Source organism: Arthrobacter sp. FW306-2-2C-D06B (assembly GCF_021789175.1).
Lineage (GTDB): Bacteria > Actinomycetota > Actinomycetes > Actinomycetales > Micrococcaceae > Arthrobacter.
Genome location: NZ_CP084560.1, coordinates 926,552 through 949,792 on the forward strand (window position 1 = coordinate 926,552; position 23,241 = coordinate 949,792).

At 64.1% G+C, this 23,241-nt stretch carries 19 protein-coding genes, 1 tRNA gene and 1 pseudogene; 10 read left to right on the forward strand and 11 right to left on the reverse strand.

Translation table 11 applies throughout. The features are described 5' to 3' along the window. Window positions 1-11: 11 nt before the first annotated feature. From LFT47_RS04545 to LFT47_RS04555, 3 genes are all read right to left on the reverse strand, one after another. Window positions 12-830, reverse strand: a complete 819-nt coding sequence (locus LFT47_RS04545) for an amino acid ABC transporter substrate-binding protein (RefSeq protein WP_236815703.1) — start codon at window positions 828-830, stop codon at window positions 12-14. 246 nt (window positions 831-1,076) lie between these two features. Beyond that, complete coding sequence (locus tag LFT47_RS04550) at window positions 1,077-1,784, reverse strand: hypothetical protein (protein WP_236815704.1); 708 nt, start codon at window positions 1,782-1,784, stop codon at window positions 1,077-1,079. After that, entirely contained in the window at window positions 1,781-2,506 is a 726-nt protein-coding gene (locus LFT47_RS04555; RefSeq protein WP_236815708.1) for a hypothetical protein, read from the reverse strand. Before LFT47_RS04555 ends, LFT47_RS04550 begins: the two co-directional genes overlap by 4 nt. A 208-nt stretch (window positions 2,507-2,714) precedes the next feature. Between LFT47_RS04555 and LFT47_RS04560 the strand changes: the two genes are divergently transcribed. Continuing rightward, on the forward strand, window positions 2,715-4,385 hold the full coding sequence (locus LFT47_RS04560) for an ABC-F family ATP-binding cassette domain-containing protein (protein WP_236815710.1): 1,671 nt from the start codon (window positions 2,715-2,717) through the stop codon (window positions 4,383-4,385). Beyond that, window positions 4,382-6,295, forward strand: a complete 1,914-nt coding sequence (locus LFT47_RS04565) for an ABC transporter ATP-binding protein (RefSeq protein ID WP_236815711.1) — start codon at window positions 4,382-4,384, stop codon at window positions 6,293-6,295. The genes LFT47_RS04560 and LFT47_RS04565 overlap by 4 nt, the downstream gene beginning before the upstream one ends. A 31-nt stretch (window positions 6,296-6,326) precedes the next feature. Here the strand turns inward: LFT47_RS04565 and LFT47_RS04570 are convergent, their stop codons facing one another. The 6 genes and pseudogenes from LFT47_RS04570 to LFT47_RS04595 all read right to left on the reverse strand — a co-directional run bounded on the left by LFT47_RS04570 (window position 6,327) and on the right by LFT47_RS04595 (window position 13,690). Continuing rightward, window positions 6,327-7,259 (reverse strand): GGDEF domain-containing response regulator, encoded by a 933-nt coding sequence (locus LFT47_RS04570; RefSeq protein WP_236815712.1) that lies wholly within the window; start codon window positions 7,257-7,259, stop codon window positions 6,327-6,329. Then, window positions 7,256-10,570, reverse strand: a complete 3,315-nt coding sequence (locus LFT47_RS04575) for a PAS domain-containing hybrid sensor histidine kinase/response regulator (protein WP_236815713.1) — start codon at window positions 10,568-10,570, stop codon at window positions 7,256-7,258. The genes LFT47_RS04570 and LFT47_RS04575 overlap by 4 nt, the downstream gene beginning before the upstream one ends. After that, window positions 10,567-12,600, reverse strand: a complete 2,034-nt coding sequence (locus tag LFT47_RS04580) for a glycosyltransferase family 2 protein (RefSeq protein ID WP_236815715.1) — start codon at window positions 12,598-12,600, stop codon at window positions 10,567-10,569. The genes LFT47_RS04575 and LFT47_RS04580 overlap by 4 nt, the downstream gene beginning before the upstream one ends. A 149-nt stretch (window positions 12,601-12,749) precedes the next feature. After that, window positions 12,750-13,166 carry an NUDIX hydrolase gene (locus LFT47_RS04585; protein ID WP_236818346.1) on the reverse strand — a complete coding sequence of 139 codons (417 nt, stop codon included), beginning with the start codon at window positions 13,164-13,166 and terminating at the stop codon, window positions 12,750-12,752. Beyond that, window positions 13,152-13,604 (reverse strand): annotated as a pseudogene (locus tag LFT47_RS04590) (DUF6314 family protein); the annotation flags it as partial. The gene LFT47_RS04585 and the pseudogene LFT47_RS04590, both read right to left, overlap by 15 nt. 13 nt (window positions 13,605-13,617) lie before the next feature. Then, a tRNA-Arg gene (locus LFT47_RS04595) sits at window positions 13,618-13,690 on the reverse strand. A gap of 156 nt (window positions 13,691-13,846) precedes the next feature. Between LFT47_RS04595 and LFT47_RS04600 the strand changes: the two genes are divergently transcribed. The 3 genes from LFT47_RS04600 to LFT47_RS04610 all read left to right on the forward strand — a co-directional run bounded on the left by LFT47_RS04600 (window position 13,847) and on the right by LFT47_RS04610 (window position 16,851). Beyond that, window positions 13,847-14,611, forward strand: coding sequence for a DUF998 domain-containing protein (locus tag LFT47_RS04600; RefSeq protein ID WP_236815719.1), 765 nt, complete (start codon window positions 13,847-13,849; stop codon window positions 14,609-14,611). A gap of 277 nt (window positions 14,612-14,888) precedes the next feature. Next, on the forward strand, window positions 14,889-15,341 hold the full coding sequence (locus LFT47_RS04605; RefSeq protein ID WP_236815720.1) for a DUF7793 family protein: 453 nt from the start codon (window positions 14,889-14,891) through the stop codon (window positions 15,339-15,341). Beyond that, window positions 15,331-16,851 carry a putative bifunctional diguanylate cyclase/phosphodiesterase gene (locus LFT47_RS04610; protein WP_236815721.1) on the forward strand — a complete coding sequence of 507 codons (1,521 nt, stop codon included), beginning with the start codon at window positions 15,331-15,333 and terminating at the stop codon, window positions 16,849-16,851. Before LFT47_RS04605 ends, LFT47_RS04610 begins: the two co-directional genes overlap by 11 nt. 76 nt (window positions 16,852-16,927) lie before the next feature. Here the strand turns inward: LFT47_RS04610 and LFT47_RS04615 are convergent, their stop codons facing one another. Then, complete coding sequence (locus LFT47_RS04615) at window positions 16,928-17,260, reverse strand: hypothetical protein (RefSeq protein ID WP_236815723.1); 333 nt, start codon at window positions 17,258-17,260, stop codon at window positions 16,928-16,930. A 170-nt stretch (window positions 17,261-17,430) separates the two neighbouring features. Between LFT47_RS04615 and LFT47_RS04620 the strand changes: the two genes are divergently transcribed. Beyond that, window positions 17,431-18,468, forward strand: a complete 1,038-nt coding sequence (locus tag LFT47_RS04620) for a hypothetical protein (RefSeq protein ID WP_236815726.1) — start codon at window positions 17,431-17,433, stop codon at window positions 18,466-18,468. A gap of 37 nt (window positions 18,469-18,505) precedes the next feature. Here LFT47_RS04620 and LFT47_RS04625 read toward each other — a convergent pair whose 3' ends face one another. Beyond that, the gene (locus LFT47_RS04625; protein ID WP_236815728.1) at window positions 18,506-19,135 is read right to left on the reverse strand and encodes a hypothetical protein; all 630 of its coding nucleotides are present in this window, start codon (window positions 19,133-19,135) and stop codon (window positions 18,506-18,508) included. 33 nt (window positions 19,136-19,168) lie between these two features. On the opposite strand from LFT47_RS04625, the gene LFT47_RS04630 reads away from it, so the two are divergent. The 4 genes from LFT47_RS04630 (at window position 19,169) to LFT47_RS04645 (ending at window position 23,230) form a co-directional block, all read left to right on the forward strand. After that, a complete protein-coding gene (locus LFT47_RS04630) occupies window positions 19,169-20,011 on the forward strand; it encodes an inositol monophosphatase family protein (protein WP_236815730.1) in 843 nt (280 codons plus the stop codon). Between the two features lie 476 nt (window positions 20,012-20,487). Further along, the gene (gene wecB / locus LFT47_RS04635) at window positions 20,488-21,582 is read left to right on the forward strand and encodes a non-hydrolyzing UDP-N-acetylglucosamine 2-epimerase (protein WP_236818348.1); all 1,095 of its coding nucleotides are present in this window, start codon (window positions 20,488-20,490) and stop codon (window positions 21,580-21,582) included. Window positions 21,583-21,711: 129 nt separating this feature from the next. Then, a complete protein-coding gene (locus LFT47_RS04640; RefSeq protein ID WP_236815732.1) occupies window positions 21,712-22,998 on the forward strand; it encodes a PVV-CTERM domain-containing choice-of-anchor G protein in 1,287 nt (428 codons plus the stop codon). Between the two features lie 46 nt (window positions 22,999-23,044). After that, window positions 23,045-23,230, forward strand: coding sequence for a hypothetical protein (locus tag LFT47_RS04645; RefSeq protein WP_236815734.1), 186 nt, complete (start codon window positions 23,045-23,047; stop codon window positions 23,228-23,230). Window positions 23,231-23,241: the final 11 nt, after the last annotated feature.

The window sequence follows — 23,241 nt, forward strand, 5'->3', positions numbered from 1 at the left end:
TCGGCCCCCGGCTACTTGGTAACGTCTGCGCCGAAGTACTTCTGGGAGATCTTGGCGAGGGTGCCGTCGGCTCGAAGGTCCGTGAGCGCTTTGTCCACTGCGGCCTTGAGCTCGGTGGATCCCTTGCGGAAGACCATGGCGCTCTGCGTCTTGTCGGTGGTTTCCGCGGCGATCTTCAAGCCGGAGTCCGGGGTGCTCTTGGCGTAGTCGAGGTAGGTCAGCTTGTCGTTGACGGTTGCGTCGACGCGGCCCTGGCGGACCAAGGTGGCGGCTTGCGCCCAGCCCTCGACGGACTGGACGTTGGCGCCTGCGTCAACTGCCATCTTGTAGAAGTTGCTGGTCAATGACTGGGCCGTGGTCTTGCCTTTGAGATCGGCGAAGCTGTTGATGGAGTTGTTATCCGACTTGGTCACGACGACGCCATTGGAGATCGTGTACGGGGCCGAGAAGTCATACTTGGCCGTGCGCTCAGGGTTGATGGAAATCTGGTTGGCAATAGCGTCGAAGCGCTTGGAATCCAGGCCCGCGAAGATGCCATCGAACTGGGTTTCCTGGAAGGTCGCCTTTACCCCGAGCTTGGCGGCCACGGCCTGGGCGATTTCGACGTCGAAGCCCGTGAGGGGACCGGCCCCATTCTCATGGAAGCTGAACGGCCGGTAGGTGCCTTCGGTGGCGATGACGATCTCGCCCTTGGACTTGATGGCCGACAGCGAGGTGTCTCCACCCGACGTCGACGACGGCGAGGAGCCGCCGCCACAAGCGGTCAGTGCCAGCGCGACGGCGGCAAGGGTTGCGGACAGTGCTGTGCGGCGGGTAAGCAGGCTCTTCATGAAAGCCATCTTAGTCACGGGACCGTACCCGGGTGCTGCGGGCGTACACGGGAGGACGCTTAAAAAGGCTGAGTGGGGGCGGTCCCCAACAGCCCGCCACCACTCATCCCCCCAAAAGTGCTCCCGCACGCGCCACGAACCTTGGAAACCCGTTCATTGATTCAAAGGTCAGGCTGCGTCGCCTTCACACATTCATAATTATGGCACGATATAATGGATTCATGAAAGAGGTTACGCGGTATGTTTTTACGTTACCGTGCGGCGAGTCCGGCTGGCAACGATTTTGGACAGCCAGATGCCTCCCAAGCCAAGTGCAGTCGCCAACGCGGCAGAGTAGTTGATGAGCGGCCGCAGCCACGTATTGGATAGCGGGATGAGCGGAAAGACCTGCGACGCGATCAGCAAACCGAGGCCCAGGAGCAATGTCGCGGAGGCGGCGCGGAGCAGAACCGGACCCGGTCCTCGAACGGACCGCCACATACCCGGGATGAGGCATACGGCAACGTAGCCCGGGTAGAACCTGCCCAAGGCCGCATAAGTATCAAGGGCTGGCCCCGGGTCCAGGTCATTCAGGCCCACGGTGGAACTCGAGGTGTCCATCGAGAAGAAGAAGAAGGCCGTGAGCACCGCGGTTGCTCCCAAAACGGCCAAGCCAACGGGGCCACGGATGGCTCGTTCCCCGCCGGGTGAAGCAAAGGCCCTCGCCACCTTGATGCCCATGAGCAGGAACGTTCCGTAGAGCATGAACCGAAGCAGCAGGTTACAGAGGTTAAAGCTGCCCAGCCATGCGTCGATCAACAAATAAGGACCCTCGATGCTCAGCAGGATGTCGAGGGAAATCAGAGCGAACAGGACGAACATCATCCGGTTCTCGCCCCGGAGGGCGCTGGGAATGCGAATGGCCGTCAAAACGAGGCAAATGGAGAGGGTGGCCCACGCCAACACGGTGGTCATCCCAGGTTCTCCCAGATTCTGTTCGTGTGGTCGAGCTCATGCTCATGGCGGCGCAGGGCCTTGCCGAGGGCCTGCAGCCGCTCTCCGGCCAACAGTGCCAATTCGCCTTCGGTCATCCGGTCCAGGGCCTCCCTCCGCGCCCCGGTGGGCCATCCCGCCTCCGCCTCGGTGACGAGGCCGCTGGCCACGAGGCCTCCGGCCGGTCCGACGCCGGCTGCCCGGGACGTTGCCAAGGCCAGTTCCGGGGGTAGCCGGTTGGCTGTCAGATGCGCGGAGAAGTTCTGCGGTGCGATCCCGGTGGCGCCGCTCACCCGGTGCCGCAGCTCGCCGTCGTCGATCGCGTCCACCCAGTTCCTGACTGAGCTCGGGTGCGGGGTCTCCGCGAGGATCAAGGGCGGCACGGCGTCCCGAGGGTTCGAGCGCTCGACGACTGCACGCAGCAGGTCCATGGTGGAGACCTGGCTAAGGAGTTCCGCATCGGTGGGGGGAACCGGGGTCCCGCGAAGCGCCGCGTAGGCATCGAATTGTGCCAATGCGTCGAAGGGGTTCATGTCGAAGGCCCGGCTGATGCTCACGAGTGAACTCTCGGCCACCTTGCCCCGGACCAATTGTTGGGCCAGCGTGGTGCGTTTCACTCCCGAAGAGCGGCAGACATCGGCCGTGCTGGTGTTCGGGGCGACCCCGTGCAGCCAGCGTTGGAACGCCTTGGAGGGGAGGGACATGAACCACTTTCTGATAGACGGTTTCCCGCAGGAGGTTTCTGGACGACGGTTCCTGCGAGGACTGCGAGGTCGATTTTACGATGCGCGCACATTGAATTATGCTTGATTCTCGAACCCGCTGGTCCGCACACCCCCCAAGTACGGACCAGCGGGTTCTTCCATGCCCCGGCCTTTCCGCTCAAGGGCGGAGCAGTGAGAGGATAGACCAATGACTGCAACGCTTGTCGCCAAAGAGCTCTCCGGCGGCCACGGTCACCGCACCTTGTTCTCGAAGCTCTCCCTCACTGTCGCGCCGGGAGATGTCGTGGGTGTCGTCGGCGCCAACGGCGCCGGGAAATCCACCCTGTTGCGCATCCTCGCAGGAGCTGACCGGCCCCAGGAGGGCACGGTCAGCCTCGCTCCCAGCGACGCTTTTGTCGGCTGGCTGCCCCAGGAACACGAACGTACCCCCGGCGAAACCGTGGCCGCCTACATTGCGCGCCGCACGGGTTGCGCCCAGGCCACGGCCGAGATGGAAGCCGGCGCCGAGGGCCTCGCGGCCGGGACCGCGGATGCCGACGACGCTTACTCCCTGGCTTTTGACCGCTGGATGGCGTCGGGAGCCGCGGACCTGGAGGACCGCATCCCCGCGGTATTGGCGGAACTTGGCCTGGAATCCGGTCCGGATGCGCTCATGACCGGCCTGTCCGGCGGACAGGCCGCGCGCGTTGCCTTGGCGGCGCTCCTGCTGAGCCGTTTCGACGTCGTGCTCCTCGACGAACCCACCAATGACCTTGACCTCGACGGACTCGCCCGGCTTGAATCATTCGTCCAGGGCCTTCGCGGCGGCGCCGTATTGGTCTCGCATGACCGGGAGTTCCTGGCACGCTGCATCACCAAGGTGCTGGAACTGGACCTTGCCCAGAACAGCGTGGCAGTCTACGACGGCGGTTACGATTCCTTCCTCGAAGAGCGGGCGGTGGCAAAACGGCACGCCCGCGAACGCTACGAGGAATTCGCCAACACCAAGGCTGACCTCGTCTCCCGGGCCCGGACGCAGCGCGAATGGAGCTCACAGGGCGTCCGCAACGCCATGAAGAAGAGCCCGGACAACGACAAAATCCGCAGGGCTGCGAGCGTGGAGTCCTCGGAGAAGCAGGCCCAGAAAGTCCGTCAGATGGAGTCCCGCATCGCCCGGCTTGACGAGGTGGAAGAGCCGCGCAAGGAATGGCAGCTGCAGTTCAGCATCGGCCAGGCACCGCGCTCCAGCTCGGTCGTCGCAACCTTGCGCGACGTCGTCGCACATCAAGGCGACTTCACGCTTGGACCCGTCAACCTCCAGCTCAACGCCGGCGAACGCATTGGCATCACCGGACCCAACGGCGCAGGAAAGTCCACCCTCCTGCGGCTCCTGCTGGGGCTTCAACAGCCCGACGCCGGAGACGCCTCCATGGGTGCATCCGTGGCGATCGGCGAGATAGACCAAGCCCGCGGACTGCTGGCGGGGCACCTCACCCTGGCAGACGCCGTCGAATCCGTCCTGATCGAATGGAACTCCGCGGATGTCCGGACCCTGCTGGCCAAGTTCGGCCTCAAGGCGGACCACACCTCCCGGACCGTGGATTCCTTGTCCCCGGGCGAACGCACCCGGGCGGCGCTCGCGCTGCTGCAGGCCCGCGGCGTCAACCTGCTGGTCCTCGACGAACCAACCAACCACCTCGACCTGCCGGCGATCGAGCAGCTCGAGGATGCGCTCGACGGCTACGAAGGCGCGCTCCTGCTGGTCACGCACGACCGCCGCTTGCTCGAAAACGTCCGGCTCGATTCCCGCTGGCACCTTGACAACGGCACCGTGACCGAACTGCACCACACTTCCGGAATGGGGAATCACAAGCCATGAGCATGGATGGCGTCGCTTGGCGCTCGCTCTACAACATCACCCGGGCCAAGAGCGGCTCCCAGCCGTTTTCGCGGGAAACCATCAAGCGCGTCCTCGCTTTCGCGAAACCGTACCGCAACAAGCTGATCGCCTTCGTACTGGCCTCCATTGCCGGCGCCTTCCTTGCGGTGGCCACCCCGGTGCTGGCCGGCAAAGTGGTGAACGCGCTCATCGCCAAAGCGGGCGTGGACGTCGTGATCGGGCTTGCCGCTCTCATCGCTGCGGTGGCCGTCGCCGACGCCGGAGTGGGATTGCTGACCCGGTGGCTGTCTTCCGTGATCGGCGAAGGCGTGATCGTTGACCTGCGGACGCGGGTGTTCGACCATGTGCAACGCATGCCCATAGCCTTCTTCACCCGGACCCGCACCGGAGCCCTCGTCAGCCGGCTCAACAACGACGTCATCGGAGCCCAGTCGGCTTTCGCGGGCACGCTCTCCGGAGTGGTCAGCAACGTCGTGTCCTTGGTCCTGACCCTCGTGGTCATGCTCAACACGTCCTGGCTGGTCACGGTCCTGGCGATGGTGCTTCTGCCGATCTTCCTCATCCCCGCACGCCGCATGGGCTCCAAGCTGGCCGACCTCCGGCGTGAAGCCGCGTCCCACAACGCGGCCATGGGCACCCAAATGACAGAGCGTTTCTCCGCACCCGGCGCCACGCTCGTCAAACTGTTCGGCCGCCCGGATGAAGAGTCCGCCGAGTTCGCGCTGCGCGCCGGCCGTGTACGGGATATCGGTGTCCGCACCGCCATGTTGCAGTTCACGTTCATCACCGCATTGACACTGGTTTCCGCACTGGCCCTTTCGCTCGTCTACGGACTGGGCGGTTGGCTTGCGCTGAGCGGGCAGCTGGCGGCGGGCGACGTCGTCGTGCTGGCACTGCTGCTCACCCGCCTCTATGCGCCCCTCACCGCGTTGTCGAGTGCCCACGTTGAGGTCATGAGCGCGCTGGTCAGCTTCGAGCGGGTCTTCGAGATCCTGGACCTTAAGCCGCTCATCCAGGAGAAGCCCGACGCGGTCGCCGTGCCTTCTGGACCTGTTGCCGTGGAGTTCGACGACGTCCGCTTCGGCTATCCGTCCGCGGAGAAGGTGTCCCTTGCGTCGCTGGAGGAAGTGGCGACGCTTGATGCCCGCGGCGGCGAAGAGGTCCTGCACGGAATCAGCTTCCGCGTGGAGCCCGGGCAAACCGTGGCGCTCGTAGGGTCCTCGGGTGCGGGCAAGTCAACCGTGGCCCAGCTGCTGTCCCGCCTGTACGACGTCGACTCCGGCGCCGTGCGATTGGGCGGGCATGGGCAAGGTACCGGCCTGGATGTCCGGGACGCAACGTTCGACTCCCTCCGGGCGACCCTGGGCATGGTCACCCAGGATGGCCACCTCTTCCATGAAAGCATCGCCTCCAACCTGCGGTTGGCCCGGCCAGGAGCGACGGACGAGGAGATGTGGGACGTGCTTCGGCGCGCCCGGCTCGAAGCGATGGTCCGCTCCTTGCCGGATGGCCTGGAGACCGTCGTGGGTGAGCGCGGCTACCGTCTTTCGGGCGGGGAACGCCAGCGGCTCACCATTGCACGCCTCCTCATCGCCCAACCGAGGGTCGTTATCCTCGACGAAGCCACGGCGGCCCTGGATTCCACGAACGAAGCCGCTGTCCAGGCGGCCTTGGGCGAGGCACTCGAGGGACGCACCGCCGTCGTGATCGCCCACCGCCTCTCCACCATCCGGGCGGCCGATGTCATCCTGGTGGTGGAGGACGGATCGATCGTTGAGCGCGGCACCCACGCAGAGCTCCTCGCCGCGGACGGTCGCTACGCCGAGCTGTACAACACCCAGTTCGCGGAGGCGACGGCTGTGGCCCAGGAAGCTGTTCCGGAGCTGTAGACGCGGGGGCGCGCCTCCTCGTGGCCGGGTGTCAGCTCCGGGTGTGTTGGCGAACTTCCGGCGCAACTTCGACACGGTTCCGGCCTGCGGACTTGGCGGTGTACAGCGCCGTGTCGGCTTCTTTGAGGAGCCGTTCGCTACTGACCCTGTGGTCGGGGACAAAGGCCGAGAGGCCGGCGCTCAAGGTCAGGGTGCCCGAGGGGTTGCCTGAATGCGCAATGCCCAGGTCCCGCACGGCCTCGAGAGCGCGCGCCAGCCTTGTTTCTGCGCCGGATACCGTCTGGCCCGGCAGCAGGAAGAGGAACTCCTCCCCGCCGAAGCGGTAGATTCCGTCGCTTTCGCGCCCTTCGCTGGCAAGCGAGGCCGCAACCGACTGCAAGGCGAGGTCACCGGCTTGGTGGCCGTAAAGATCGTTGTATCTCTTGAAATTGTCCACGTCGCAGATCGCCAGGCTGTAGTCCGTTCCGTAGCGGGCGCTTGTGTGGTGCAGCTGTTCCAGGTCCTCCGAGAGCTTCAGCCGGTTATGGAGCTTCGTCAGCGGATCGGTGCGCGCTTGCTCCGCGAGCGCGGCACGGTAGCGTGCAAGATCCGTGTGCAGCGAAGTCACCCTTTGCGCCACCAACAGCCGGGTATGCAAGGCGAACGGGTCAAGGGGCTTGGCCACGTAGTCATCAGCACCGGCCTGCATGCCCGCGACGACATCCTCACGTGAATCCTTCGAGGTGACAAGGACAAGGTACGTGTAGGAGTCCTCTTCCGCGGAGCGGATGGCGCGGCAGAGCTCCAACCCGTTGAGCCCGGGCATCATCAGGTCAGTCACCACCACTTGCGGCCGGTGCTGCCTGTACATCTCCCAGGCGGAGCTGCCGTCCGCGGCCACGATGCATTCGTGGCCGGACTGCTCCACTGCCGCCTTCGCCACGAGACGCGAACCGAAGTCGTCATCCGCCACCAAGACCTTCACGAGGCCACCGACAGGGCCTGGTCCAACGCTTTGTCGACGAGGTCAAGTTCGGCTTCAAGGGCCGCCAGGAGCGCCGGATCGACAGGCTTGCCGCGTGATGAGCTGCGTTCCAGTTCTTCGCACATCCGGGCCGCGCGGGCGGCGCCGATGTTGGCCGCGGCGCCTTTCAATTTGTGTGCCACCTGCCTGAAAGCGTCCCCGCCCCCGTTGTCCAGAGCCCGGCGGAGTGCCTGCAGGCTCGGTTGGATGTCCTGTCTGAAGGCTTGGGCCGCGGCAGGCAGCAACCCCAGTCCGTCGGCCGGGCCGAGGTCACGCAACGTGTCCAGCCTCGCGGGGTCGAGCGCGGGTCCGGCACTTTCCTTCGGTGTTCCGGGTATCCATCGCGAAAGGACCTGGTCCAATTTGTCCACGTCCACGGGTTTGGTCAGGTAGTCGTCCATGCCGGCCGCAAGGCAACGCTCGCGGTCCTCATCGAGGGCGCCTGCGGTCATGGCAATGACGGGGAGCCTCCTGCGGCCATCGTTCCGGGCACGGATGGCCTTGGTGGCCTCGAAGCCGTCCATGACGGGCATGTGGCAGTCCATCAGGACCGCGGCATACTCTGTGGCCGCGGTAGCGGCGACTGCTTCGCTGCCGTCAGCTACGACGTCGGCCTCGTATCCGAGCTTCGCCACCATGCTGCGGGCCACGAGCTGGTTGACCTCGTTGTCCTCGACCACCAGGATCAGGCCGCGCGAAGGCTGGCTGATGGTTACCGGGATTGCTGGAGAAACCACGGAAGCCGCGAGCGGGCGGGCCGCTACAAGACGCATGAGCCGGTCGTAGAATTCGGAGCTGCGCACCGGCTTGGTCAGCCATTCCTGGACCCCGGCGGCCACGAGTTCGGCTTTGTCCACATTCATGGTTGACGTCAGCATGATGATCCGCGTCGATGCGAGCGCGACGTCCGTGCTCAGCTTGTGGGCGAGTTCCAAGCCGTTCATGTCGGGCATGCACATGTCCAGCACCGCAATGTCGAAGGGACGTCCGGCGGCGGCCTCTTCGCGGCAACGGTCCAAGCCCTGTTGGGCGTCGCCGACGGCCTCAGGATTCATCCGCCAGCCCGCCAATTGTGCCTGGAGTACCAGCCGGTTGGTCGAGTTGTCATCCACTACCAGGACACGGAGTCCCGTGAGCTGGTCGGGCGAGATCGACGGCGGAGTTGCGGGAGACCCGCTCACTGCCAAGGGGAGGGTGGCCCAGAAAGTGCTGCCGTTGCCCAAGGAACTGTCCACCCCGATCTCGCCGCCCATCACCTCGGTAAGCCTCCGCGAGATCGCCAGTCCAAGGCCGGTCCCGCCGTACCGCCGGGTGGTTGAGGCGTCGGCCTGCGAGAACGATTCGAAGAGCCTGAGATGGTCTGCCGCCTCGATCCCGATCCCGGTATCACGGACTTCGAAGCGTACCCGCACGTCTGCGGATTCTTGTTCCACAAGCTTCACGCTGATGACGACTTCCCCTGAGGGAGTGAACTTCACGGCGTTTGAGGCCAGATTGAGCAGGATCTGCCGGATGCGGCCGGCGTCGCCCACGAGCATCGCCGGAACTTCCGGCCGGCAGTACGCGATCAGCTCGAGGCCTTTGGCCTGTGCGGCCTCGGCAAGAAGGGCTGCGAGTTCCTCCACCAGCGTGCGGGGATTGAAGGGCGCGGGGTCCAGATCGACCTTGCCGGCTTCGAGTTTCGAAAAGTCAAGAATGTCATTGATCAGGGTCAGCAGGGCTTCGCCCGCCCCCTTGACGCCCTCGGCATATTGGCGCTGGGTTTCCTCCAAGGGGGTGTCCAGCAACAAACCGGTCAGCCCGATCACTCCGTTCATCGGTGTCCGGATCTCATGGCTCATGGTCGCAAGGAACTCCGACTTCAAGCGGCTGGCTTCCTCGGCGGCTTCCCTGGCGGTGACCAACTCGGCCTGGGCGATCCTGCGTTCCGTGATGTCCTGGGCGATCGTGGCGACTCCGCGGATGCCGCCGGTTCCGCGGATCGGGGACATTGTCAGCGAGACCGGAACGATGGAACCGTCGATGCGGACCCGTTCTGTTTCGTAGCTGTGGGTTTCCCCGCCGGCCCTGATGGCTGCCAAGAGTTCTTTTTCCTCGTCCTCAAGTTCGTCCGGAATGATGAAGGAAACATGCCTGCCGATTGCCTGCGCGGCGCTGTATCCGTAGATCCGTTCGGCTCCGGGGTTCCAGCTGGTGATGACACCGTCAAGGGTCTTGCCCACGATGGCATCCGCCGAGGAGTTGACGATGGCGCCCAAGCCTTCGAGTTCCGCCGTGCGCTCGGCAACTTTGGATTCGAGATCCCGCGTGAGGTTGATGTTCTCCAGGATCATGAGGATCTGGCGCGTGACTGCGAGGGCCAACACCGTAAGTCCCACGCTCTGGAGGAAGGGGTCGCTGGGACGCCCGACGCGTATGGGCGCCACCATGACGGCACCGAAGACGGGGACGTAGGGGAGGAGCTCCAACGCCAGGGTGTAGAGGCGCCGCTCCGTCCGGGGACGCGGGGCATAGGGGACCAGCGGGGCGAGGGCGATCAGCAGGAAAGCCACGATCCAGCCGGCCGCCAGGGGTGTTCCGGTGAGCCCAGTGATGTTGTCGGAGGTGAGCTTCACATAGGTACTGTCAGTGATCGCCAGGACGAGGAGCCCGCCACCCAGGCAGACCCACCTAAGGCGCTCCCCGGGTGCCCTCCGCATGGTGAGCATGAGGACAATGGAAACCATCACGATATCGGCAACGGGATAGGCCAGGCCGGTGAGGTGGACGAGGGTTTCCTGCCCTTCGGCCTTGTACATGGAACCAAGCACGGTGGCCCAACTGATGAACAGCACGGCGGAGGCGATCACTGCCGAATCCAGGAGTGCGCGCACGAAAGCAACCCGGGAAACCCGGGGCCGCGGGAACAAGTAGAGGGCAATCGCGGCCGGGATCGAATAGCCGACAAAAGCGGCGTCGGCCACGGAGGGGTAGGGATAGTCATGGTCGAGCGTCAACCCAAAGAAGGTCCAGATTGCTTGGCCGATGGTCCAGATCAGCGTGGCAATAGCCATGACCCGCCACGCACGGGAGCTTTCGTCTTTGCGCCGTGCTGCCCGGGCACAACTGACTGTGGCGAGCAGCGCGGCTGCCAGGATGGCGACGTCCCCGGCTGACTGCGCCGCGGACGTCCCTTGGTTTGCCGCGAGGACTATCGCCAGGACGGCCACCGCCGCAGCGGTGACGACAACTGTCCAAGCCAGGGTGGGCCTGTGCAGGCTGTGGCCGCTCATGCCGACTCCCGGGTTGCGACGGCAGGGACGCCAGGGGGAAAACCGGGCAGGACATCATCGGGAGTATGGAAAAGCCAGAGTGCGAGGCCTCGATACGCGCTCCAGTCGCCGTCCCGAACCCGTAGAGACGCCGTGCGGCCTTCCCTCGACGTGGACCAGACCCGAACGATGTCCAGAGCAATCGGTGCAGCCCCAGGCAGCGCGAGGTGAACTCGACCGGCCTCGGGCAGCGCGTCGGCCTGCACTTGAACTGCGGCGCCTCCCATGGAGACGTCAAGCAGTTCTCCTGCGACGCCCTCGATCGTCACCGGAACCTTGACTATCACCCTGTGGGCGCTCCTGCGTGATGTGGCGAATTCGGCGGCCCTGATCCGGAGTGTTCCCAGCACCAAGACAACCCCGGCCAGCACCAACCAGACTCCGGCGGCAATCGTGGAGCCCGGACTTGTCCGCCACGGCACCCAGCCGAAGACTCCGGCGGTCGCATAGAGAATAATCGCGGACACAATCACGATCAGCACAATGAGTATCCGCGGGGCCCGTCCGCGGAGTCGAAGTTCCGCAGCGCCTTTCGGGGTGACCTGGAACTCCAAGGACTTACGGGAAACGAGCCACCAAAGGCAAGCCATCCCCACAGGAACCCGGAAAATCCGCAGGGCGAACGCCGTCGGCCAGTGGATCTGGTGGCGCATGAGTCTCTTCGCCCCCCACAAACGGACCCAGAACATGGCTGCGAAGGCCAGGGTGAATTCCACCGGCCCGGCGGTGGAGGTCTGGGCACCGGAGACCATGACGGCCATCGGAATGATGAAGGCAATCAAAGTGGCAATGCCCTCCAGCCACCATAAAGTCCCGTTGATGTACTCGTGGAAGTTTCGCCAGGTCATCCAGCTCTTGGCAGCCCAGAGGCGCTCGTACGTCAGGATCTGCATCGCGCCCATGCCCCAGCGTCGGCGCTGCAGCAGGTACTGATCCGCGGTCGCCGGGGCCAGGCCCACAGCCAGGGTCTGGTGGTGGTAGACGGTCTTCCATCCTCGCCGGATGAGCTTGAGGGTCGTGTGCATGTCCTCGGTGATCGTCTCGGTGGCCACTCCGCCTACCTCGCGAAGCGCATTCATGCGGAGCAGCGAGGTTGAGCCGCACCAGAACGGCCCCGCGCCGGGAACGTTGCGCGAAGGCATCAGGACGTTGAAGAACAAGCCCTGTTCGCCTGAGATGCCGTCGTCGTCGAAGGCTCCGGAGTTGTAGAACGCTTGCGGGCCCTGGATGAGGGCAATCTTTTCGTCGGCGAACCAGCCCAGGGTGGCTGTCAGGAACGTCGGCAGCGGTACGTGGTCGCAGTCCAGCACGGCAATGATGTCTATTGCGTCCTTGCCGGCCGCTTCCTCCGCGGCCATCAGTTCCAATGCGTGGTTCATGTTGCCCGCCTTGGCATGGTCATGCTCGACGCGGGTCACGACCCTTGCACCGAAGGATGCGCACATCTCCGCAACCCACGGGCGGCTACCGTCATCGAGCACCCACGTTTCGTGGCTCGGTTGAAGCGCGCAAGCCGCGGCGATGGTGGGGGCAAGGACCTCTACCGGTTCGTTGTACGTCGGGATCAGTACCGCGACCTTCATGCCATTGGGAGCTTCGGCAACCGGCTCGGGCGCATAACAGTCGATGTTCCACAGTGTGATGGACTTCAGGACCAGCCCTATCATCGGAAGGGCCTCAAACGTCACCAGTGTCCACGCGATGACAAGATCCCCGCCGCCAAGCGGCATGGTAAATGCGATCCGCCACGTCAGGTAGAGAAACAATGCTGCGATCGCAGCTATCCCGCCGGTCCTGGCCATTCTGCGGGAACGCGGAGCCTCGGGCGCAGGAGAACCCAGTTGCGCCGCCCAGCCGGCGATTCCCGCCGTCGAGTAGGCCTTGACCTCCACAGGAGTGTCACGGAACTGCGTCGGTTCCTCGCGGACTTCCGCGCCGGATTCCCCGCCGACGTCTCCCCGGGCGCGTCGGCGTTGTTCAAGAGATTGCATGCGATCCCCCAGCTGGATCTGACAATGCAGCCTGTATCAAGTTAAAACAAACTGTGCGATCACTATAGCCAGTTCCCGCCGGATTTTCATGGGGAAACAGGGAAGTTCAGGCAGTGTCACCCGCAGCATTGTCCCGGTGCGCGGAGGCCTTACTTTTTTGCGAGCAGGGGGAGGACATGGTCCGTCAGGAGTGGAGCCAAATCGTCCGGAAGTTCAGCTGAGAGATCCAACCAGCGGATCTCTGCGATTTCGGCTGAAGGATGGGCCTCCCACGTGCCCGGTGCGGTGAAGACAGTGGCTTCGATGTCCGTGGCGGCCTCGTTGGCGGCGACGGCGAGCCAGCTCCCCAAGGGCTCCAGATCGGCCGGGTCGACGTCGATTCCGACTTCCTCGGCCAGCTCGCGGGATGCCGTCTCCGCCGCGGTTTCACCTGGTTCAGGCTTGCCGCCGGGGTGCATGAACTTGTCGGTGCCGCGCTTGCGCACCGTCAGAAGCCGTCCGGCGTCGTCGTACACGCAGACCGCGCTGACGACTATCAGGTCCTTGGCTGGATGGTTGTGGGTCATTGCTCTCCTGAGCCGGGATTCGAGCAGCAAATCCTTGGCTGGTCCGTGGACGTCCCAGGCGTAGCTGAAAGCATCCGGCCCGCCCCAGAGGTAATTGACTTTGTAGTCATCGGGATCGCACCAGTGGCTGTCCTCGTTGGCGTGGTCGCGGAAGCTCATGCGGTGGAACGGTTTCCCGTCCGGGAAGAAGACATCCAGGGCGGCGGGAGAGTCAGAGGGGCGCAGGAGGTATTCGCGGAAGGCCGGACCCGTGTGGGTGGGCCAGGTCATGGTGCCGTCCTCGCGAAGGAGGAGCCCGCCGTCGGGCGTTCCTGAATAGCGCACGACGCCGGTGAACGTACCACGGGTGCCGCCCGCCCGGTCCCACAAGGATCGTTCCACGGTCCAGCTGCCCAGCAGGTAGGCCCGCAGGTCTTGCGTCGGAGACGATTCGCGCAGCTGGTCATTCAAGTGCCCTCGATTGGAATCGAACCAACGACACCGGCTTTAGGAGAGCCGTGCTCTATCCACTGAGCTACGAGGGCCTGTGCGCGTGCTGGAGGCTCCTGGGAGCCGCTCGCCGGGCACGCATACAAGCATACAAGCTGCCGGGGCAGCCCTCGAACACCGACGCAGCAACACAGGCACGGTGGCGACAGAGGCGGCCGGCACGTCGGTGCACTGCCGCTAGGCTGGCCCGCATGAGAGAGCAGACGACGGCGCCGGCCGCCTTCGGCGACCACCTCCCGGACCTGGGCACGATCCGGTCGAACATCGGGGGCTGGGCCCAGTTGAGCGTGGTGCAGTATTTCGTGGCCGAATCGGCGGTGATCGAAGCCTGGCGCGGTCCCGAGCCCTACGATCGCCGGACAGGCTTCATCAGCGATCTGGGCGCGCTCAGGTGCGGGATCTACGAGCACCGCGACGTCTGTTCGCCCCTGCATCTGCTCATGAATGCCTCGTTTGTGGTGCAGGGCCTCGGCATGCTTTTCGGGGCGCTGCTGCTCAGTTCGGCGCTCCTCTGCGTAGCTGCCCGTCCCGGCGTGCGCATCCTGCAGGGTGCTGCCTACCGCAAAGCGTGGAACTCCGCCGTCGTGGTCCGCATCCTGACGGGTATCTCCGGGCTGGGGACAGTGGTTGTTGGTTTCGTGCCGGAAGACCTCGGATCTCCCTTCCACCTTGTGGGCGCCCTCATGTTCTTCATCGGTGGAGCATTTGCTCTATTGCTCCTCGGACTGCTTTGGCTGCCGCATACCCCTGTGAGCTGGTTCATCGTGGCGTGCGGAACGTTGACACTGGGCGCCCTCGTGATCGGCGGCCTGACACGGATGGATGTCCCCGAGCCTGGAACCCTGGAACGCTTGATGGCCTATCCGGTCACGATCGGATTTTCCGCGGCGGGGCTGGTAGTGGCGCAAAGGGTCCGGCAAGTACGGCGGACGGCGGCGCGGCTTGCAAAACGGTGAGTTTTCGCGGGTAGCCTCATGTCAGCGGGTGGGTGGTCTTTGCATTATCATGAGTGCACCCACCGGAATGGCGCCGGGCTGAGGGTTCCACGCAGTCTAGGCGCAGATCAGATCGACCGACACGGCAGAACATAGGACCCATGACCCATCAGCTTGTTCTGCGTCGTCCGGGACACGCAGGCGAAATACTCCCCGTAAGGGCAGCTTCCGGGCTCTCGGGTTGCGCCCTTCGGGACTCTTACGGTCCGATCGTCCGACGGCGGCAGGCGACGCAGCGATGAGCGCCCAGACACTGCCCGCCAGGGAGTCCCGGCTTCCCGATGATGCCTTGGAAGGATTGTCCGAAGAGGTCACGGCCACGGCCCCTACCGACCGGATCATTGTTGACTTGGCGGAGGACGGGATCGTCGAAGTCACCCTGCCGCCGAACAGCATAGTCCGCGCGCCGGAGGCCCGGGCGGCCGCGGCGGCGGTCCGTGCGTTTGCGGATGGACGAAGGCTTCCGCTTCTGCTCAGGGTGACCGGAGTCTTGTCCGTCACCGACGATGCGCGCCTGACCTACTCGAATTCCGTGGTCGTTTCAGCCTGTGCCCTCCTAGGGGAGAGTCCTGTGGACCGGGTGATCGCACACTTTCTCCTGCGCGCGAAGCCGGGCTCCATTCCGGGACGGTTCTTCACATCCGAGGCGGAAGCGCGTGACTGGTTGAGAGAGCACCACCGTGAATCATGAGCCACAGGACCCGCGACTCCTTGCCCTTGTTGAAGGGGTAGTCCGGATTGCGGACGGCGACCTTAGTACGAGGATCCCCGTCTCCGGCCCACGGGACGAAGTGGCTGCAGTCATTACCGGGATCAACCTCATGGCGGACGATCTTCAAGCCATCTACCAGGAGCTCGAAGAACGGGTCGAAAGCCGGACTGCCATGCTGCGCGAGGCTCAGATCGAACTCGAAAGGATGGCGCTCACTGATCCGCTGACTCAGTTGGCCAACCGCACGGCCCTGGAAAGGGCGCTGAACCATGAACTCGTCGAATCCGAGCGGGGCGAGCTCCCTCCTGCGTTGCTCGTTTTGGATTTGAACTCATTCAAGGGGATCAACGACACCTTGGGGCACGGCGCAGGGGACACCGTCTTGAAGATCACTGCCCGACGCCTGATCTCAGCGGTCCGCGAGACGGACATGGTGGCCAGGCTCGGCGGGGACGAATTTGCCGTCATGCTGCCCAAATCCAATGCCGCGCATGCGCGGGGGGTTGCCAAACGGATCCTCCGGGCCGTCGGTGAGAGCATCGACATTGGCGAAGTCCGGATTATCTGTGGAACCAGCATCGGACTCCGGGTCGCCGAGCCAGGACAGTCCGTGGACGACCTCGTGATGGAAGCCGATACGGCGATGTATGCGGCAAAGGCCGAGCAGGGGAGCAGCGTCAGGGTTTTCGAGCCGGCTTTGTTGTACGCGCGCCGACTGCAAGGACTCATGATCTCGGAACTCCGTGAAGCCATCCGGACGGATCAGCTGGTCCTCCACTTCCAGCCGGTTGTCGAGTTGGCTTCGGGCCGGATTGAAGGCGCTGAAGCGCTGGTGCGGTGGAACCACCCCGACAGGGGACTGTTGATGCCGGATGCATTCATCCCGTTGGCCGAGGAAACCGGAATCATCATCGATCTCGGCTATTGGGTTCTCCGGCGGGCGATGCAGCAACTGCGCGAGTGGCTGGATGGCCCGGGGGTAGCCGAAGACTTCAGTATGCGGGTCAATATTTCCACAACCGAACTGCAAAGCCTGGAATTGATTGAGCATGTCCGCGAAGTGCTCGCCGAAACCGGAGTGGAGGCATCCAAGCTGGTCATCGAGCTGACGGAGTCAATGGCGGTGAACGGCAGCGACATCGACAGATACTCCCTGACCGGCCTCCGGCGTCTGGGTATCCGATTGGAAATCGACGACTTCGGCACCGGCTATTCGTCCATCAGCTACCTGCGCAGTCTTCCGGTCAACGTGGTCAAGATCGACCGGTCCCTCATCCAAGGCCTGGGCAAGGACGAAAAGGAACGGAACTTTGTGGCGGCCGTGCTCCAGCTCATTCACGCGTGCGGAATGCAGGCTGTTGCTGAGGGCATCGAAACGGCGGAGCAGGCGGCTGAGCTTGCCCGACTGGGCTGCGCCAGTGGCCAGGGGTATTACTTTGGCCGGCCCATGGCAGCGGATAAGTTCGCGGAACTGTTGCGAGGCGCGTGAGCGTACCTCCTCCCGGTGACGGATTCCGGGCAGCAGAAAGGCACCGGACCCTAGGTTCGGTGCCTTTCAGTTGAAGCTAGTTGGACGGGGTGGAGTTGGGCCACCAGCCAATTGCCTGGGGCGAACCTTGGGTGGTGGAGTTGGGCCACCAGCCAATTGCCTGGGGCGAACCTTGGGTGGCGGCGTTGGGCCACCAGCCAATTGCCTGGGCCGCACCTTGGGTGGCGGCGTTGGGCCACCAGCCAATTGCCTGGGCCGCACCCTGGGTGGCGGCGTTGGGCCACCAGCCAATGGCTATGGACGAATCCTGCGAGGGGCTCTGGCTGCTGGCGGACACTGCTGCCGAGCCGGTAATTCCGGCGAGCAAGATTGCGGCTGCCGCGAGGAGGGCGGCGAGAGTTCTTTTCATGCGAAAGCTCCTGATGGTTTGTGACTGATGCGACTGGAGTGAACGAAGTGAAGCACGCTCATTATAAGAGTAACGACACGCCGTGTCATCAATGCTTCGTCCCATCTCCCAAAATCGTGCTAATCGCCCGCCCGGATATCGACGAAGTGTCTCAGGGACATAATGGAGCTATGCGAGAAAAGAAGGTTGCGCCGTCATACGCCGCCGTGGAGCTTGAGGCGAGGGAGCATCGGGCCAGCCATGAGTTCACCAAGGCTGCCGACGGCGCGCGTTCGGCCGCCGATATTGCCCGTGACGAGGGTGATTCCGCGGGGTGGTGGAACATGACCTTCCTTCAAGCCGAGAACCTTCTCGACGCCGGTGATTTCGCTGAGTGCACGGCCCTGGCGAGGTCCCTTTCCGAGGCATCGTTGGCTGCGGCATCACCCCAGCACAGGGCCCGCGCGCTCATTTTGATGGCCAACTCCCTACGGAGTGAAGGACTTTTGGAGCTGGCGACGGCGGCTGCGATGTCGGCCGTCGGCTTGGTCGATGACGACGCCGACATGGAAATCGACGTCCATGCACGGCAGGCCCTGATCGCGGCGTTTGGCGAATCCGGAAAACTTGAGGAGGCTTGGGAAGAGTGCTTGTCCCTCTCCGAAAGAATCTCCGATGAAATGGATGACCAGTTGGCCGGCAAGGCGTACTGGGTCATCGGCAATGTGGCGTTCCTCTGCGACAAGATCGCCGAGGGCCTCCAATATCATGAGCTCGCCGCGGAGACCTTTTCCCCTTCCCGGAACCTTGATGTCTGGGCCAAGTTCAACAAGGCGTCGGCGGCGATGAGGCTGGCGGCGGAAGTGGCAGATGCTGCCACGCTCCGGTGCATTGAGCGTGCCGAACTTGCCACGGATGTGGTCGGCGGCAGCGAAGAGGAAATCCTCCTGCTTCGCCTCAACCGGGCGCATTGGAACTACCTGGCCGGAGACGCCAAGGCGGCACTCGAGCTGCTGGAGGAAATCAGTGGCAGCGCCGATCAACTGCCTTCGCAGATCGCCGGCGAAATATTCCTTCTGATGGCGCGCGCCCAAGCCGATACCGGAAGCAAGCAGGCGGCGAAGGAAAGCCTGGTCGAAGCGGCCGAGCGATTCGACAAAGCCGGCGCGCACCAGCGTGCCTTTCAAGCCCGGGAGATGCTCGCGCCGGGGCCTGATTCGGAGGACTGATTCCGCAGAGGAGTCGCGGCTAAAGGGCGCTGGGCCCTTAGGCGCTCTTCTTGGAATGCCGCCGGCCCACGAACACCGCCGCGCCGCCGGCCACAAGGCTGAGCACGAACAGTACCCAGCCCGCGACGGTGAGCGTGGAAGCCAAAGCCACCTGGCCGGCGTCGGGCGTTGCGGCTCCCAGCGCGGCGTCGACCGCCACGTTGCTCCACAAACGGACCACCGCGAACAGCAGCGGAGCAGCCCACAGGGCCCAGCGCAGTGCCTTGCCGGCCACATTGGTGCCGATGAGCAGAAGCCAGGTGAAGCCGAAGATCAGCGGAAACAGGGTTCCGGCGGTCTTGTGGATATAGCTGAGCTGCCCGCGGGCTTCGTCCGTCATGGCGCCATGCAATTGATGGACGTAGTCGGAGGAGAACCCGCCGACGAGGGAATCGGGCATGGCCATGCCGCCGGATAGCTGGGTCATCTGGTTCAGGGTCAGCAGATGCACGTACCAGAACAGGAAAAGGCTTGCCACAACCCCGGCAATCACAATGAGGCGCCCATTGTTCTGTGCCTTCTCCGGGGACCGCTGGGTGGTGGGATTGATCACCGACGGCAAGTGGTGCTGGGGGACAGCGGCATTGGCGCCGTGCTTTTTGATGCGTTGGGCTGGGGTCTTGGCCATGTCATTCATTATCCCGCCACATAAGCTGGACCCATGACCACTGGCAGGCACTCCGCCACAGAACTTGATCCATCGCTCGACGACTACGAACTCGCTGCGGCCCTGGTCCGGGAAGCCGGGCAGCTTGCCCTGCTGATGCGGATGGGCGGGTTGCAGGGGGAACGAAAGACTTCGGTTTCTGACGTGGTGACCGCCGCAGACCATGCGGCTGAGGCCTACGTCCTTGAGCAATTGCGCCGTTGCCGCCCGGACGACGGCATCCTGGGTGAAGAAGGAAGCTCGGTGACAGGAAGCAGCGGCCGCACCTGGGTGATCGATCCCGTGGACGGTACATACAATTTCCTGCACGGCTCCACCTATTGGTGCTCGGCGATTGCCTTGAAGCACGACCGTCCGGCCACACCTGGGGTCGCCTCGGATGCGGACGTGATCCTTGGGGCCATCTATCAGCCGGAGCTGGACAAGCTCTGGACCGGCGGCGAAGGCCACCCCGCCACCCTCAACGACGAACGGATCCCGGGGCCATCGGAGGCGGGGCTCAGTCAACTCGGTGCCGCGACCTACATCCACCCCACATGGCTTGCCGATCCCCGTGCTGCCATGCCTTGGCACGCTGCAGCGGTTTCCGCAGCTTCACTGCGCATGTTCGGTTCCGGCTCCTGCGATCTCGGCCGGGTGGCCGACGGCGAACTGGGCTGCTGGTTCCAGCACAGCTGCCCCGAGTGGGACTGGCTCCCCGGCAAGGCGATCGTCCGTGCGGCAGGCGGGAACACCGACGTCGTGCGCGTCAACGGCCTGGACTGGTTCCTCGCGGGAGGCCCGACGGCGGTCCGCGAGTTGCGTGCGGCGCTCACCTCGGTACCGCAATTCGCCTGAGCATGCGCCCTCCTTGGTGTAAGGAGTGGACATAGTGCTGTTATGTCCATTGGTTCAAGCAAGGAGGGGGCATGTCCCTTGGGGGAGTTCGGGCTGCCGTGATCATTCCACGCTGCTTCCTGTGAGCATGCGCCCTCCTCGGCGTGAACAGCGGACATAGTCCTGTTATGTCCACTGGTTCAAGCAAGGAGGGGGCATGTCCCTTGGGGGCGGAGTTCGGGCTGCTGTGATCATTCCACGCAGCTTCCTGTGAGCATGCGCCCTCCTTGGCGTGAGGAGTGGACATAGTCCTGTTATGTCCACTGGTTCAAGCAAGAAGGGGGCATGTCCCTTGGGGGGATTGACCCTATTGGGGACTACCCCGGACAGGGCGCTGGGCAGTTGCTAATCTCCGGACGGCAGCTCAAGCCCAGGGGGAATAATTGGAAAACCGCACCGTCCTGCTCGTTTATGGCACCCGTCCGGAGGCCATCAAAATGGCACCGCTGGTCCATGCCTTGCGTGCAACCGGCCGTTACAAGGCGCCAGTGGCAGTAACCGGGCAGCACCGGGAAATGCTGGACCAGGTCAATGCGCTCTTCGGCGTCCGCCCCGAGCATGACCTGAACATCATTCAGCCCCGCCAAACCCTTGCCGGGATCACGGAAAAGACCTTGCGGGGAGTCACGGAAGTCCTCCACGACGTCAGGCCAGACGCGGTGGTGGTCCAGGGAGACACCACTACCGCCATGGCCGCGGGGCTGGCAGCGTTCTACCAAGGAATTCCGGTGGTCCACCTTGAGGCCGGACTGCGCAGCGGCAACCTGAATTCACCTTTTCCAGAGGAAGCGAACCGCCGTTTGCTTGGGCAAATCGCCACACTGCATCTGGCGCCCACCGCAAGGGGCAGGGACAATCTGCTGTCCGAGGGCATTTCTGCGGAGAACATCGCGGTCACCGGAAATACGGTCATCGACGCGCTGTTGGGGACTGTCAAAAGGGACGTTGAGTTTGCGGAACCGGCGCTCCGGGCCGTCACGGATTCAGGCCGCAAAATCCTGTTGGTGACTCTCCACCGACGAGAAAACCTGGGCCAGGCCATGGTGGGCGTGGGCAAGGCTCTCGCGCGGATCGCGGCCCAGTGCCCCGAGGTGGAAATCGTCCTTCCGATGCATCGGAATCCAGCTGTGCGCGAGGCAGTCCTGCCCGAAGTAGCAGGTGTCCAGAACGTCACCATTACGGAACCCCTCGACTACGTGCAATTCACCAAGCTCCTGAGCCTATGCCATGTGGTCCTCACTGACTCGGGCGGGGTCCAGGAAGAGGCGCCGGCCCTCGGGAAACCCGTTCTGGTCATGCGAGAGAACACCGAACGCCCCGAGGCCGTGGCGGCAGGTACGGCACGGCTCATCGGGACGCATGCGCAAACTATCGTGAACGCCGTCAACGCCTTGATGAGCGACGACGCGCTGTATTCGGATATGGCCACCGCAGTGAACCCCTACGGCGACGGCGGCGCGGCCGAGCGTGCCGTGGCGGCCATCGACTCCATGTTGGGGACGGGTCAGCGACGCCCCGACTTCGTCGCTTAACCCATTCGGGTACCTTCGGGAAGCGCTCGCCTCGGGCCTTGTTTACTTTCTCCACGGGGGACGTGTGTCCTCCAAGGTTTCCGTTGCAACGCGCCCGGCGTGATTGCAACTCTTACGAGGGGGCAAAACTTGAATACGAGACACAGGACATGGTCCGCCGCGGTGGGCGCCAGCGCTGTCGTAGCGCTGGGTTTCGGCCTGGTAGCGGCACCAGCGGCAACAGCCGGACCGACTGACGTTATTTCTTCGGGCAGCGGACAAATCATTGACGGCAGCGTCCTTGCGATACCGAACTTCGCCGGCGTGGCATCCAACGGCGCGGCAACTGCCCAGCAGATCGGCACCCCGCCATCCGGCCCGGCGGTCATTGAAAACAGCACTCCGTTGGATCTTTCCGCAGCCTTTGGCTTGGTGAACGTCGGTGCGGGAAACATTCCTCTGCTCGGCAACAACGGCATCATCCAGCTGGGCGCGGTCAGCCAGTATGGAAAGGCCGTCAATGACGGATCCTCCGCGGCGTTCTCAGGTACTGTCTCGGGCGCACCGGGCCTCGTCACCCTGCCCGGCGGCCTGCCGACGTCGGGAAGCCCCAGTATCCCGGCGGCTGAAATCAAAGCGGGCACGGCCAATATCCTTGGTGGCGCGGATCTCGTGAACCTGGACCTGAAGATCACCACGCTGGCCGCCGCCGCCAAGCAGGACCAAGGGGCGGCTCCCGCCGGTGCCTACTCGATTGCCGGCGTATCTGCTGATATTGGCGGAACGGTCATTGGCGGAGTTGCCGGCACGGTTGGCACCGCCATCAACACCGCCAACCTCGTCCTGGGTCCCTTGGGCGTCACTGTGGCGAATCCTCTTGGAGGCGGCACGATCTCCATCACCGAGGCAGACCTCCTGGCGGTTGCCGGTGTGCCGAGCCTCAACGCCCTGCCGCCTGGCACGGACCTCGTTTCGTTCCTTCCGCAGGCTGTTGCCGCCAAGATCACCAGCGTGGTCAACTCCACGCTCGCCAGCGCGACCGCCGCAGTCAACGCGCTCGGACCGATTGCGCAGATAACTGCCGGCCCCGCACTGGCCGTTCTGACCGCTGCCCTGAACGGCGTCGTCTCCGGAGTGTCCTCTACCATCGTGACCCCGTTATCCAACGCTTTGACCGCATTGGTCTCGGCGAAGGTCAACGTCCAGGAAAGCAACGGAGGCACGTTCACCGAGCGCGCGCTCCAGGTGGGCATAGCCGGCGGCAGTATTGCCACCATCGATCTCGCCAACGCCTCCGTGGGTCCGAACCTGCTTGCAGCAGCAATCCCGGTGGTCAACAACGACACCTTGGCCATCAGCGGCGTAGTGGCATTGCTAGCGGTTGTTTGCTGGTTGTTGTTCCGTGCACGCCGTCGGACCCCGGTTCCGGCCGTCTGATTGCGCCTGCCCGCACCAGTCAAGAACCACGGAAGGAATGTGCAGCATGTACCGAAATAGTTTGACGACAGGGGGAGCGGTAGCGGGCGGTGGAACCCTCGCCGTCACCGGAGCGCCGCCCCTTGGCTGGGTCATCCTTCTGGGCATTGCGTTGTTGGTTGCCGGCTTCGTGGTCCTGCGCAACAGCAGGCTCAAGACCGCGAAGCGGGCTGCTGGCCGCAAGGATTCCTGACTGCATCAACC

Coding starts and splice junctions, on each gene's coding strand:
- LFT47_RS04560 (WP_236815710.1), top strand. CDS start 2,715: ATGACTGCAACGCTTGTCGCCAAAGAGCTCTCCGGCGGCCACGGTCAC.
- LFT47_RS04615 (WP_236815723.1), bottom strand. CDS start 17,260: ATGAAAAGAACTCTCGCCGCCCTCCTCGCGGCAGCCGCAATCTTGCTC.
- LFT47_RS04605 (WP_236815720.1), top strand. CDS start 14,889: ATGAGCGCCCAGACACTGCCCGCCAGGGAGTCCCGGCTTCCCGATGAT.
- LFT47_RS04555 (WP_236815708.1), bottom strand. CDS start 2,506: ATGTCCCTCCCCTCCAAGGCGTTCCAACGCTGGCTGCACGGGGTCGCC.
- wecB (WP_236818348.1), top strand. CDS start 20,488: ATGGCACCGCTGGTCCATGCCTTGCGTGCAACCGGCCGTTACAAGGCG.
- LFT47_RS04625 (WP_236815728.1), bottom strand. CDS start 19,135: ATGGCCAAGACCCCAGCCCAACGCATCAAAAAGCACGGCGCCAATGCC.
- LFT47_RS04630 (WP_236815730.1), top strand. CDS start 19,169: ATGACCACTGGCAGGCACTCCGCCACAGAACTTGATCCATCGCTCGAC.
- LFT47_RS04550 (WP_236815704.1), bottom strand. CDS start 1,784: ATGACCACCGTGTTGGCGTGGGCCACCCTCTCCATTTGCCTCGTTTTG.
- LFT47_RS04645 (WP_236815734.1), top strand. CDS start 23,045: ATGTACCGAAATAGTTTGACGACAGGGGGAGCGGTAGCGGGCGGTGGA.
- LFT47_RS04600 (WP_236815719.1), top strand. CDS start 13,847: ATGAGAGAGCAGACGACGGCGCCGGCCGCCTTCGGCGACCACCTCCCG.
- LFT47_RS04565 (WP_236815711.1), top strand. CDS start 4,382: ATGAGCATGGATGGCGTCGCTTGGCGCTCGCTCTACAACATCACCCGG.
- LFT47_RS04580 (WP_236815715.1), bottom strand. CDS start 12,600: ATGCAATCTCTTGAACAACGCCGACGCGCCCGGGGAGACGTCGGCGGG.
- LFT47_RS04545 (WP_236815703.1), bottom strand. CDS start 830: ATGAAGAGCCTGCTTACCCGCCGCACAGCACTGTCCGCAACCCTTGCC.
- LFT47_RS04575 (WP_236815713.1), bottom strand. CDS start 10,570: ATGAGCGGCCACAGCCTGCACAGGCCCACCCTGGCTTGGACAGTTGTC.
- LFT47_RS04585 (WP_236818346.1), bottom strand. CDS start 13,166: ATGACCCACAACCATCCAGCCAAGGACCTGATAGTCGTCAGCGCGGTC.
- LFT47_RS04620 (WP_236815726.1), top strand. CDS start 17,431: ATGCGAGAAAAGAAGGTTGCGCCGTCATACGCCGCCGTGGAGCTTGAG.